The 13,744-nt window shown below is 58.8% G+C and carries 9 protein-coding genes; 5 read left to right on the forward strand and 4 right to left on the reverse strand.

Annotated elements, in window-relative coordinates; all coding sequences use genetic code 11:
* Positions 1-8: 8 nt before the first annotated feature.
* From rlmH to AC3WMT_RS09220, 4 genes are all read right to left on the reverse strand, one after another.
* On the reverse strand, positions 9-476 hold the full coding sequence (gene rlmH / locus AC3WMT_RS09205; protein WP_003185785.1) for a 23S rRNA (pseudouridine(1915)-N(3))-methyltransferase RlmH: 468 nt from the start codon (positions 474-476) through the stop codon (positions 9-11).
* 9 nt (positions 477-485) lie between these two features.
* Entirely contained in the window at positions 486-980 is a 495-nt protein-coding gene (gene rsfS / locus AC3WMT_RS09210) for a ribosome silencing factor (RefSeq protein WP_016986117.1), read from the reverse strand.
* Positions 981-1,052: 72 nt separating this feature from the next.
* Positions 1,053-1,775, reverse strand: coding sequence for a nicotinate-nucleotide adenylyltransferase (gene nadD / locus AC3WMT_RS09215; protein ID WP_103303688.1), 723 nt, complete (start codon positions 1,773-1,775; stop codon positions 1,053-1,055).
* Positions 1,744-3,015, reverse strand: a complete 1,272-nt coding sequence (locus tag AC3WMT_RS09220; protein WP_103303689.1) for a glutamate-5-semialdehyde dehydrogenase — start codon at positions 3,013-3,015, stop codon at positions 1,744-1,746. Before AC3WMT_RS09220 ends, nadD begins: the two co-directional genes overlap by 32 nt.
* Before the next feature lie 177 nt (positions 3,016-3,192).
* On the opposite strand from AC3WMT_RS09220, the gene AC3WMT_RS09225 reads away from it, so the two are divergent.
* The 5 genes from AC3WMT_RS09225 (at position 3,193) to AC3WMT_RS09245 (ending at position 13,587) form a co-directional block, all read left to right on the forward strand.
* Complete coding sequence (locus tag AC3WMT_RS09225) at positions 3,193-3,912, forward strand: DNA-3-methyladenine glycosylase (protein WP_103303690.1); 720 nt, start codon at positions 3,193-3,195, stop codon at positions 3,910-3,912.
* A 133-nt stretch (positions 3,913-4,045) separates the two neighbouring features.
* Positions 4,046-5,362, forward strand: a complete 1,317-nt coding sequence (locus AC3WMT_RS09230; RefSeq protein ID WP_103303692.1) for a bifunctional DedA family/phosphatase PAP2 family protein — start codon at positions 4,046-4,048, stop codon at positions 5,360-5,362.
* 536 nt (positions 5,363-5,898) lie between these two features.
* Positions 5,899-7,770 (forward strand): hypothetical protein, encoded by a 1,872-nt coding sequence (locus tag AC3WMT_RS09235; RefSeq protein ID WP_256583524.1) that lies wholly within the window; start codon positions 5,899-5,901, stop codon positions 7,768-7,770.
* Positions 7,771-7,947: 177 nt separating this feature from the next.
* A complete protein-coding gene (locus tag AC3WMT_RS09240) occupies positions 7,948-11,439 on the forward strand; it encodes a calcium-binding protein (RefSeq protein WP_103303694.1) in 3,492 nt (1,163 codons plus the stop codon).
* 369 nt (positions 11,440-11,808) lie between these two features.
* Positions 11,809-13,587 (forward strand): hypothetical protein, encoded by a 1,779-nt coding sequence (locus AC3WMT_RS09245; RefSeq protein WP_103303695.1) that lies wholly within the window; start codon positions 11,809-11,811, stop codon positions 13,585-13,587.
* The last annotated feature ends 157 nt before the right edge of the window (positions 13,588-13,744 follow it).

Genomic DNA, 13,744 nt, shown 5'->3' on the forward strand with positions numbered 1-13,744 from the left:
GGGCAGGCTTACTTGTGGTAAGGGTGACCGGACAGCACGGTCCAGGCACGGTACAACTGTTCGCCGATCAGGATCCGCACCAGCGGGTGCGGCAGCGTCAACGGTGACAACGACCATCGCTGATCAGCGCGGGCGCAGACTTCCGGCGCCAGACCTTCCGGTCCACCGACCATGAAATTGACCGTGCGCGAATCCAGCCGCCAACGGTCGAGTTCGACCGCAAGCTGCTCGGTGCTCCAGGGTTTGCCGTGGACTTCCAGCGTGACGATCCGCTCGTTCGGCCCGACCTTGGCCAGCATGGCTTCGCCTTCCTGGCGGATGAAACGGGCCACGTCGGCATTCTTGCCACGGGTGTTGAGCGGTATTTCCACCAGTTCCAGCGCCAGCTCGGACGGAAGACGCTTGGCATATTCATGCCAGCCTTCTTCCACCCATTTGGGCATGCGTGAACCGACGGCGATCAGTCGCAGTCGCACAGCAATCCCTTACAGCTGGTCTTTATTGAGCTTGGTGAAATGCTCGTGGGTGTTTTCCGGGCTGTGGTGCTTGGCGTCGGCCGCACGGCTTTGCTCGGCACCGGCCCACAGGCGCTCCAGGTCGTAGAACTGACGCGCCGAGGCAGTCATCATGTGCACGATCACCAGATCGAGGTCGAGCAGTACCCAGTCGCTGTCGCCCTTGCCTTCTTCGCCCAGCGGCTTGGCGCCCTGCTTTTTCACTTCTTCGCGAACCTTGTCGAGCATCGCGTTGATCTGGCGATTGGACGTACCGGTGGCGATGATCATGTAGTCAGTGATGCTTTGCTTGTCGCGAACATCAATGATTTGAATGTCCTGCGCCTTGACGTCTTCCAGGGCTGCAACAGCGAGCTTGACCAGTTCGTCACCTTTCAGCGGCTCGTTGGTGTTGACCGGCTCTGGCAGCGGAGCGCTCTTGAATGTGCCTTTGCGCTTAACTTTGGTTTGGTCTTTGTCAGTCATATAAAACTCGTTTTGCTCATATTTTCGGCGGCTTGGCGACACGTGGATTCGTATCAGTGAAGCACGCCTTGTTCAGTTCGACGCACGATACAGACCGTGCGCATCGATGTAGGCCAGGACCGCGTCGGGCACCAGGAAACGTACCGACTTACCGCTGGCCAGCAGTTGACGGATCTGGGTGGCGGAGACCGCGAGCGGAGTCTGCCAGACGAATGCAATCTGTCCGCTCGGCCCTTTCAGGGCCAGCGGGTCGCTCACCGAACGCGCTGCCAGCAGGTTGCGCAAGGCATCCGGCGGTTCGCTGTCGGCGTCCGGGCGCTGTAGCACCAGGATATGGCAATGCTGGAGCAACTCTTCCCAGCGGTGCCAAGTGGGCAGGCCGCAAAATGCGTCCCAGCCCAAAAGCAGAAAAACCTGGGTCTCGGCGGGCATTTCGGCACGCATCAACTCCAGGGTATCAATGGTGTAGGACGGTTTGTCCCGCTGCAATTCGCGGGCGTCCACCACCAGCGGCGGCACTCCGGCCACCGCGCACTCGACCATCGCCAGCCGGTCCTGCGCCGACACCTGCGGCGTATCGCGATGCGGCGGCCGCGCGCTCGGCGTCAGGCGCAACTCATCAAGCGCCAGCGCCTCGGCGACTTCCAGCGCACCGCGCAAATGGCCGATGTGCACCGGATCGAACGTTCCGCCCAGCACGCCGATGCGTCGGGGGCGAGACTCGCTGCCGGTTTGCGGCGCTGTCAGGTCGAGGTCGGTCAAGTCAGACCGGCGCCTGGCCGCGCAACTGGCCATCTCCGACCACGATGTACTTCTCGCAGGTCAGTCCTTCGAGGCCCACCGGGCCGCGGGCGTGCAGCTTATCAGTAGAAATGCCGATCTCGGCACCCAATCCGTATTCAAATCCATCGGCGAAGCAGGTCGGGGTGTTGATCATCACCGACGCCGAGTCGACTTCGGCCACGAACCGGCGGGTGTCGGCGAGGTTTTCGCTGGCGATCGAGTCGGTGTGGTGCGAGCCGTAGTGGTTGATGTGTTCGATGGCCTGGTCCAGACCGTCGACCACGCGGATCGACAGGATTGGCGCCAGGTACTCGGTGCTCCAGTCGTCTTCGCTGGCCGCTACGGCCTCGATAATCGCCCGGGTGCGCTCGCAACCACGCAGCTCAACGCCTTTTTCGCGGAACTGGGCAGCCATCGACGGCAGGAAATCCTTGGCAACAGTTTGATCGACCAGCAATGTCTCCATCGCACCGCAGATGCCGTAGCGATAGGTCTTGGCGTTGAAGGCGATACGCTGGGCTTTCGCCAGATCGGCGTGAGCACTGACGTAAACGTGGCAGATGCCATCCAGATGCTTGATCACCGGCACACGGGCATCGCGGCTGATGCGCTCGATCAGGCCACGGCCACCGCGCGGCACGATCACATCGACGTACTCGGGCATGGTGATCATCGCGCCGACGGCGGCACGGTCGGTGGTTTCGACCACTTGCACCACGGCGGCGGGCAATTCTGCCTCGGCCAGACCGCGTTGAATGCAGGCAGCAATGGCACGGTTGGAGTGAATCGCTTCCGAGCCACCGCGCAGGATGGTTGCGTTGCCAGACTTCAGGCACAGGCTGGCGGCATCGATGGTCACGTTGGGACGGGACTCGTAAATGATCCCGATCACCCCCAGTGGCACGCGCATCTTGCCAACCTGAATCCCCGACGGGCGGAAGCTCATGTCACGGATTGCCCCGACCGGATCCGGCAATGCCGCCACCTGGCGCAAACCAACGATCATGCCGTCGATGCGTGCAGGGGTCAGCTCCAGACGCTCCAGCAGTGCCGGCTCCAGACCATTGGCGCGACCAGCGGCCAGATCCCGTTCATTGGCTGCGGCCAGCTCCGCGCGAGCAGCGTCCAACGCATTGGCAGCGGCCTGCAAGGCGCGGTTTTTCTGCGCAGTGCTGGCACGGCCGATGACCCGGGAGGCTTCGCGGGCGGCGCGACCCAATCGGGTCATGTAGTCAAGAACGGACTCAGTCATGGTCTGCTGGGGTCTTGGCAAAGAGGAAAGCGGCAGATTATAGCTGTCGCGTCCCGGGACTAACAGCGGTGACGGGCGGATGGTCGAAATGGATTGCGAATTGCCAATGTTCAGCCGTAATTAAGCCTCGGATTGTTATCATTCCGACCTTCTCAGCCTGGATAAACCCTGCCTGCCATGTCCAACCTGACCATTCGCAACAGCGCCGAGCGCCTGCCATTGGGCCTTCCGGACGCTTTTTTCGACCGTGACGCGCAACTGCTGGCCCGGGATCTGCTGGGTAAAGTCATCCGCCACCGGGTCGGCAATCTGTGGCTGAGCGCGCGAATCATCGAAACCGAAGCCTATTACTGCGAAGAAAAAGGCAGTCACGCCTCCCTCGGATACACAGAAAAACGTAAAGCTTTGTTTCTGGATGGTGGCCACATCTATATGTATTACGCCCGCGGCGGCGATTCGCTGAACTTCAGTGCGCAAGGGCCCGGCAATGCAGTACTGATCAAATCGGCTTATCCGTGGGTCGATGAAATCAGCGGCCCGGCGAGTCTGGCGCAGATGCTGCTGAACAATCCTGATGCACAGGGTCGTCCGCGCCCGTCGCAGAAACTCTGCGCCGGCCAGACATTGCTGTGCAAGGCGCTCGGCTTGAAGGTGCCGGTATGGGACGCCAAGCGTTTCGACCATGAGGTGCTATTGGTGGAAGATACCGGGCCGGCGCCCTCGCACATCATTCAAACCACGCGCCTGGGCATCCCTCACGGTCGTGACGAGCACTTGATGTATCGCTTCGTCGACGCTGCTTACGCTCAATGGTGCACGCGGAACCCGCTGCGCCGGGGTCAGGTCGAAGGTCGCGATTATTTTGTATTGCCCACGTCGGAAGCAGATTTGAAGTAGAAGGAATTCCCTGTGGGAGCGAGCCTGCTCGCGAAAGCGCTCGGTCAGCCATGGTTATTTCGCCTGACACTCCCTTTTCGCGAGCAGGCTCGCTCCCACAAGGGCCAATTGAAGATTTGATGGAGTTGTTTGTATGGGCCCATGGCTCGATAGCGTGACCGGATGGCTGGCCGCCAATCCACAATGGCTGGCCGCAGCGGTGTTCATTGTGGCCTTTGTCGAATGCCTGGCGATTGCCGGGTTGATCGTACCCGGCACCGTGATGCTGTTTGCCGTGGCAGTGATGGCCGGCAGCGGCGCCTTGTCGTTGAGCGAAACCCTGTTGCTGGGTTTTCTCGGCGGCATCCTCGGCGATCTGGTTTCGTACTTCCTCGGCCGCCACTTCCACCAGAACATCCGCAGACTGCCCGGCCTGCGCCATCATCCGGAATGGATGGCGGGCGCCGAGACCTATTTCCAGCGCTACGGGATCGCCAGTCTGCTGGTCGGACGCTTCATCGGCCCGCTAAGACCGATGCTGCCGATGGTCGCGGGGATGTGCGACATGCCTTTCCCGCGCTTCGCCGCCGTCAGCCTGCTGGCCGCCGCCGGCTGGAGCCTCGCCTATCTGCTGCCCGGCTGGGCCACCGGCGCGGCTTTCCGTCTGCCATTGCCGGAAGGTTTCTGGCTTGAGGCGGGCATCGTTGCCGCCAGTATTGCCGTCATGGTCGGCCTCAGCGTGAACAGCAGCCTGCGCCGCCACCGCCGCGCGACGATCTGGATCAGCAGCATGAGCCTGCTGATTCTGATCGGTCTGTTCATCGGTTATCCGTACCTGACCGCCCTCGATCAAGGCGTGATGACCCTGGTCCAGGAACATCGCCAACCGGTGCTGGATGAAATCGCGGTCACCCTGACGTTGATCGGCGAGTTCCGCAACATGTTGCTGTTCAGCATCTTGCTGACTGGCCTGTTGCTGGTGTGCCGCCAGTGGCGTCAGGCCGTTTTCGCGGGCGGCACCCTCCTCGTCACCGCACTCGCCAACACCGTCACCAAACAGTTTTTCGCCCGGGTACGCCCGGAAGTGCTGACCGATCCGATCACCAGTTACAGCATGCCCAGTGGCCATGCCTCCGGCTCGTTCGCGCTGTTCCTGACCCTGGCCGTCCTTGCCGGACGCGGGCAACCGCCACGCATGCGCCTGACGTGGCTGCTGATCGGCTGCATACCGGCAATGGCGATTGCGCTGTCGCGCGTCTATCTCGGCGCCCACTGGCCGACGGACATTCTCGCCGGCGCCATGCTCGCCGCCTGCATGTGTGCGGCAAGCCTGTGGCTGAACCAGCGCCAATCGCCGCTCAATGCCATGCCGTTCAAGGTGTGGTGGCTGATCCTGCCGGCAATGGTGGCGTTGTTCGGCTTTTTCGTGCTGCGTCATTTGCCCCATACGCTGTTGCGCTACGCCTACTGATCGCACGCTTCTTTACGCATCTCCCCTGCCCACTCTCCGAGGATTTTTCCGACGAGAGTGAGGCCAACTTCTTATTCCCATCTCTGATTCTTCCCAGCCAACTTCCTACAAGCCTCAGTTTTATCGAAAATAAAAAACTGAAGTTACACATTCAAGATAAAAGCATTGCAACTCCCCCCTCACGCTCAGTACAAAATCAATTAGATTAAGCCCACGCGCTCACCCCGCATCCGACAAAGCAAATCACTCTCGCGAATTTGGCTTTGTACTTGAGCGCACGTCAAATAAATACTCTGCCAATACGTACCCAGCAACAGCCAACTTTATACAAGTTCAATGGCAACGGAGTTTCAATGAGCCCGAAGATACCCAGAAAGCCACCCACTACATCTCCGAACAAGACAGAAAACAATTCGCCCACTACTCGACAACCCGACAACAACCCGTTGTCTTCATCGCCTTTCGCCAGGCCGGTCGATACCTGGCCGCACAATACGGCGACTGAAATTTCTCTGTCCCGCTCCAGCAGGGATCCGGTGCGCAAGCCTGCCGTGGTCATCAGCGAATTGCCGGGCAGCCGCATTACCGCACAGGCAGCAGACAATCCGTTTAACCAGTACTGGCTGAGACCCGACTTCCTGCGGGGTCTGCAACAGGCCGATGCAGCGGGCTTTCGATTTATTGTCGGACGCCGCTTCGTCGACGTGGAACATGAAGGCGCACTGCATACGGCACATGTCGAATTCGATGCAACACTCGGCACCTGTCAGGTCAAGTTGCTGACGGAGCGCGATGCGTCCGGCCCACTTTTGGTAAAAAATCCCGGACGCCCGACCTGGCGACTCGCGACCCAGACCGGTGCAAACCCCGTCGTCAACCGAGCGCCACAAGCGGCAAACAATACACCGGCAAAAAGACCGGGTCCGGCCGGGGACGTGCAAAGCGAAAGCGCGGCCAAACAGCCGCGCGCTTCCAAACCCGCCACCATACTCAAGCAGAGCCAATACACGGCATCGGTGCACTCTCCCGATGGGCAAGGTTATTACCACCTCAAACCGGCACTGGGCTCACTGGAAACCGGCACGCGCTTCGCCTTCAAGGATCGCCACGGCAACTGGATTGAGGTCGATCCGCCAAGCGCTGGTTTCAGTGCGCAGCCCACGCATTTGAAACACTGGACCGACCAGGAAATCTGGGAGGTGTACGCCATTCAAGGGGCTGACATCGCGCGGTTCAGGGTAGAAGCGCAAACACTCGGCAAGCCCCCGCAATGGGCTGAAGCCAATGTCACGGCAAACCCGGCCGCTGACCTGCTGCACAACAGCCTGCGCTGGCTGCACCCGACGCTCAGCCCGGATGCACGCGAAGCATTGTTGCAGTCCTACAACCTGCTACCGAGCCAATTGCTGCGTTTGCGCCTGGAGATGAAGACCGAACTGAAGATTGCGCCGTGGGCCCAAGCACACAAGCAACTGACGGCAGACTTGAGTAATCCGCAGACTCTCACCCGGCTGAGTCAGGACCTGAGCAACGAACTCAATCTCAAACACGGCGCCCGGCACGACTGGTATCACCCCGAAACCAGCCTGACCACGCCGTTACGTGAGGCACTGCTGGCCACGTTGGGTTATCGGCGCAACAAGAATGACTGCCTGTATCGAACTGACGTACCGGCCTTGTTCAGGGGCGATGATCGCACCCCGTTCGAACTGGCGAATGACAATGCAATGCTCCCCCGTTATGCGCACAAACCGGGCGCGGCGACGCACAAACCGATCAGCGCCACCTTCAGTCTGAAGGAAGGCCTGATGTATGGCAGCGCACCGGACCCCGAGTATCTCCAGTACAACTCCCAGACCAACAAATATCCCGGCAAAAGCGCCGGTGGGGCCACTTCGGATAGCAGTTCGGGTGACTCCAGTGACAGCGACAGCAGCTCGTCATCCGGTTGGTCGGACGCCGACGATCCAGTCTTTCTGGATAACGAACGCAACTACGTGACGATCCGCGAACGTCAGACCGAAATGTTCATTTACGTGCTGGACACCCGCACCCTGGAAGTCGTGCCGCATGAAGAGAACCACTTGTTCAATTCAAAGGCCCGCGAGCAGCCGCAGACCTGGTTTCCCGACGACGACTATGAAGGCCTGATTTCGGTCACCCAGGCAGGACTCGAAGCCGAGCGCATCTGGCTGTTGAACTCGACCCTGACCAAGGGCGCAAAAGTCCAGGACATTACCGAGCAGGCCGGGGACCGCGCCGAACATATTGAAGCGGCCACCCATGCCGGACGAGCCAATAAACATGAATATGACCAGTTGATTGATCAAGTCGAGGCGAGTGGCAAACCGATATTGATATTGTCCGGCGATAAAAAAGAATATGGCGATGACATTGTCTGGCCTTGAATAACAAACGCCCGACACACCTAGCCAGTCAATCCGCAACAAGTTACCGACTGCTAATAAACAGCAACTCCAACAAACATGATTACAACTCCCGCATGACGCTACGGGAGCACTTCCGTTCGCCCACCGGTATGGAAACCGGGGCCGCATCGCGGTTATTTATAAAGGATTGAAACAATGGCAAAACTTATTCAACCCGCTGTCGAACTGGTAACTTTTCGCACACTTGAGGTTTCGGAAATCGACGCTTCGGCCAACACCCACGCACCACCGGCCGGGCATCTGCAAGTACCTGCCGCGCTGCCTGAGCCGACAGCCAAACCCGACAAGTCCTCGGCACCGACACTCAAGTCTCTCGACAAACGTCATGGCCCGTTGCGCATCGGCGAATTCACCGTGTCCCGGGTCGAGCTTGAGGTTCTCGGGGCGAAAATCAGCGGAATGCCCCTCAGTCCGGACAACGTCAATCTGAAAGTGGCCGATCCGGACTTTCTCGACTCCATGAGTTTCGACCCGGCCAAAGTCGTGGCCCGTATCGTTGCCACGGACGTGGCCGCAAGTGAGACCGTAGCGACGCTGATGTTCGAGATTTCCACACTACGCTCGGTCGATGCGCCCGCTCTCATGGTCAGCGCCGAACCGGTCACGCCCGGCAGCCAGATAGATCGTCTGGACAAGCTGACCAATGCCGCGCAGAAAATCGATATCCGCCGCGTCGACGCTCTCGACTACCTGCCATCCTGGGTCCACAAGGGCAAAACCTACCTTACTAGCGGTGCTGGCGTGGGTTTGCAGGCTTATGGCATCTACAGCGGTTATATGGGGCTGGTAGAAGCCATCAAGGTCGGTGACTGGGGCGAGGCGGCGTTCAACGGTGGCGCCATCAGCGCTGAACTCGGATCCTTGATCATCGAGCGGGGCTTGACCAAAACCGGTGAAGCGATGCTTCAGAATGGTTCGAAGATGTTCGGGCGGTTCCCCGCCACCACCGTAGGAAAATACCTTTCTCGGGGCGCCGGGCTGATCGCGAGCATCATCACTTTGCCGTTTGACATAGTCAGTGCGATCAAATCGTTCAATGCCGCCGCCGCAACTTCCGGCAAGGAAAGCCAGGATCATTACGTTGCGGGCGGTTTGGCGGTGGCAGGCGCAGTCATCAGCATCGCGCTCGGCATCGCGGCAATGCTCGGCTTTGGTGCCATCGCCGGCCCACTGGGCATCCTCGCGGCTGTTGTGCTCATCCTCACGGCAGAAATCTACCGGGCGGTCAGGGTTGTCGACGACATCGATGATTACATCGAGTTGACCGTCCACGAACGCTTGCGCTCCGGCTGGTTCGCCTTCACCCGGCAGGAGCTGGATGAAGACGTCATGGATCGCTTCAAAATCGCGCAGTTCTCCGCTCACTATCAAAAACAACTGCAGGGCGCGACCGAGCAACTGCTTGAAGGCGCCTACAAGAATTATGTGGAACATGTCGTCAATGGCAACTACCGGGTGGTGCTCGAACCGGTGAAAGTCTGGCGCTACCAGTGGGACGAAACGCTGGGCGAACAACCCTATAAAGCAGACAAGCTGCCCACCGTAATCAGCGCCGATGACCGCATCGACGCCCGCGACGGGCTGCCGGCCGACCTCAAAGGCGTGATCACCGGCACACCCGGGGACGACAAGGCCATTTTGTGGCGACTGGGTGGCGGCAATGATCAGGTTGTCGGCGTACAGGCCAGGCCCAATATTTTCAGTTATGCCGAAGGCGAGAAAATACTGACCGGGGGTGACAAGAATGATGTGTTCTATTTCGAGAGCACCCACCAGGAATTCGCGCGGGTCGAAAAACCGGCAAAAAGCAGCGTCCTTGATGCAGGTGAAGGCAATGACACGCTGACCTTCGAAGGCTCGCGCCCGACCCGCGATACTCGCCATGTGGGTTACGACGTGAACCTGCAGACCGGCAAGATCGCGTTGCGAAGTCACGATGCTACGGTCGCTGACCTGGAAGTGGCGCAACTCCAATCCATCGAAAATGTTTCGACACTGCGCAATGGCTCAAATCGAATCACCGGCAGCGACGAGGCCAACCAGATTTCGGCCAACGGCAACGACCACGTCACGGCCGGTGCCGGTGACGATACGATCATCATCCGCGGGACGGACTGTCGGGTCGGTGGCGGCGTCGGCATCGATCGCTATTACATCGCCGACACCGCAGCACGCCCCGTGATCATCGAAGACGGCAAGGAAACGAGCATCATCGAGTTCGGCTGGCCGTTGGCGCGGATTCAACGCTGGCAGGTCATTGGCACCTCGCTGGTCGTCACCTCCCTCAAAGGCGTGGATGGCGAGGAGCCCGATCATGTGTTGACGATTGAAGGGGTTTATCAACAGATCGACGACAAACGCGTGATAAAAAACAGCCGGCTGCTGCTCAAGACCCAGGACCGTTACGAACTGGAACCGATACTGGCGCTGGAACTGGCGGATAACCTGGATCATGACGTCGAGTGCCGGGTGCTGGTCATTGGCGACCGCCCACCTGCGCCGCACATCGCCAACAGCGGCACGGTTGATATCTTTACGCACCCGGCCGCGCATCATTTTGTCTCGCGCAATGGAAAGCGCCTGAATATTTTCGCCCCCGCCAGCACTGCCAAAGCCGCCCGAACCCTTCATCTGGACTACGACGCCGACGAAATCCTCGATGTCAGGGTCAGTTACGACGTCAGTGTCAGCAGTAATGCGTCAGGCGTTCGCTATTTGCAGTACGAACAGTTCAACCTTTGGCTGCGTCTTCCGTCGAAGCTGCTTAATTTCACAGGTGTGATCAAGGCCAGAAAAGAACGCGATAGTCAGACCGGCTTCAACAATATCAGGACCACCCTCGTGCAGGTCAGACACCCGATCGTACTGATCATGCGCGATGGCACCTCGTATAACGTTGCCGCTCCGCGCGTGCCCTACCGGGAAGACGCCGATGCACCAGGCAGCAAAACCCTGACGACCCGGGAATGCCTGAAACTCAGGCAAGGCAAGTACCCGTTCGTCAGACCTGGGCCCATCAAACCCGTGCAACTGGGCGCCAAACCCCAGGAAATCAACTTTCCGCCACCGCCACACAATGGCACTTACGTATTGCACGGCCAGGCGTCTACCTACGATGTCTATCCGGTCAGCAACAGCACGTTCAGCCTGTCCACTCCCGGGGCCATTGCGCAAACGTCCGACGCGTCGGCATGGACCATTTTCACTACAAAAATGACTGAAAAGATTACCCGCGACGATATCCGGCTGGATGCACACCATCTGCAAATCGGTAGCGTCGTCATTCAACTTCCCAGTCTGGACCACGCCGGCCCGGTGGAGTCGATCAGCGTTGCGACGTCGACCGGCAATATCTACCAGGTCGAGCTGCTGTTTGAAGTGATGCAACTTTACGTAATCGACGCGCAGGGCTACGCAGACCTCGACAGTTTGATGGCCGATATTCGTTTGCATCAGGAAAAGAAAGAGCTGGCGACGAAAATCACCGTCAAGAACATCGGCTTTACACCGCCCATGTCCGGGAGGGTTTACTACAACTCAGTGGACAACTATTGGAGCATCGATAGCGATCCAGCCCTGCGCATCAAGGAACAGGACCTGTTTATCAAGGCGAGCCAAACCGCCTGACGCTTTACCTGCTGGTTTGTGCCCTGTTCGTCCTCTGCGTCGAACCGGGTTTACCAGAGCCAGCCGACGGATCGGCTGGCTCATTGAACATGGAGTGTAATTTTTATGCGGCAAAAACCTCGACCACGCTCGCCTGTGGCGCCTGAACTGCCAGGCAGTTCCACCAAACGACCACGTTTCGATGAGACGGGCTCTGATCCATTCAGGGATTTCTCTCAATGGAAGCAGGGATTGGACTCCACATCTCCAAGGGACACGCCGTCCACCGAGCCGTCCCCTGCTGATCTGCAAACATCACCTGCCGTGACCGTGCACGATTTGCCGACAACCAGTAACCCGACCACCCACACGCCCGGTCCAGGATCATTGATGGATTACACATTCGACCCGTCTTTGTTGAATAGGAAGACGATAGAAACTGACGCGTTCGGGGTAAAAGACTTCGGCGCCGCTAAGTTCGTGGACCTGGAAATCAACGGTAAAACACATCATGCCTTCGTCATGTTTGACCCAAGCATCAATATGTGGCGAGTAAAGAAGTGGTCGGAACTAGAGCCGGGCCCGGTGATTTACCGATCCATCAAAAACAACCTGTGGCAGGAAAGCCGCCATCTGACCTTTCTGAACAGCCATCAGATCTTTCTGGACGGCGAAAGCCATATAGTTGCCGAATCCGCGAGTGCCAACGGATTCCACGAAGTACGCAATCTCGGCTCCGACAGCGACGCGCCCATTGTCGCCCATGCCTACAGGGACCATAACCATCGCTGGGTGGAAGTTGACCTGTCCCAACCCCGAGATACCATCCCGCCACCGGTAAAACTGGCGAATTGGACGGATGGCGATCTGCGGCAAACGTACAACCTGACCGACGCCCAACTGTCGGACTTCCGTGCCGAGGCGGATGCATCCGGCAAACCGCCATCCTGGGCCACGCGCATCCAGCACGACCAGGATCTCGTGCAGGTGACAGATTCGTTGAGGTGGATCCACCCGACAATGTCCCGCAAAGAGCGTCGCCATCTATTGCGCAGCTACAACTTGACGGCGTCGCAATTGAAGCACCTGCGCACGGACCTCGAAAGCTACCAGATGCCCGCATGGGCCGAAGAACATAAACGCATGACCATGAACAAGGACGATGATCAGCGCTTCAAACTGATCGCCGAAGAACTTGAACATCACGTGCAGATGCTGAGGACCCGAGGTAGCAAATTCGACCACGGTGACCCGACTTCTCGCTATAGCAAGGAGTTCCTTGCCGACTACACGGCCCGCCTCGGCTACCTGCGCAACAAATACGACGTGATTTACCGTACCGATATTCCGGCCATGTTCAGAGGCGAGACGCGAACGCCATTCGAGCTGTCCAGGGACAGGCGCATGATCCATCGCAAGGGCAACCCGAGCGGCACAACCACCAAGCGCGCGTTCAGCGCGACCTTCGGCCTGAAAAACGCCGAGAGTTATGCTGCATCATATGGTGGTTACTTTCACGAGCGGCACTACAACTCGCAGGCCAACCGTTACCCCGGCATCGATCCGGACGCGGGGACAAGAAAAAGGCCTTCGGGCGACGACGACAATGTCTCGCAAAACGGCGACGGGTCCGATGGCTACGACTCTGATGCCAGTATCGCTTCCCGTGGAGAACGTGAAGGTAACGAATCCGACTCTGACAGTTCGTTCGTTTTCGATGACACGCAAAACTACACCTCCAATCGCCGCAAGCAGACAACTTCTTTTGTGTATGCCATAGACACACGTGGCGTAGAAGTCGTCCCGGGGCACGAGGAACTAGCCTTCAATAACAAGAACAGATTCTGGTTCGACGAACTGGAAGGGCATATATCAATGCCGACTCGGGGCGTGAGTGCCGAACGAATCTGGCTGGTGCGCTCGGACCTCAGACGGGCAGCCCGAGTGGACGACATTTACGCAATGGCGGAGAGCAACGACAGTCTCGAATATTACGAGGAGAGCATTTGGGAGGGGACCGACTTCGACAACTATCACCGAAGATCCCTCTGCGACGGACTTATCGACGAAATCGCCAGTTCTGGCGGCGTAGTGCTTGAACTGCCGAAAGGTGAACTCACCTTCGCCGACGACATCGTCTGGCCGGTGCCTGAGCACTACCGAACCTGACTGCAACACTGTCGACCAGGCTCGCGCCGGCCTCCGATCATCGAGCCGACAACGGCCCCCGACCTGTTTAACGCGAAACGCCCGATGTGACGTCCATCATCACATCGGGAAACGTCAGTCAGCCATTGGATCGGCTGACTCATCGACATGGAGTCAC

Source organism: Pseudomonas sp. FW305-7, assembly GCF_058786735.1.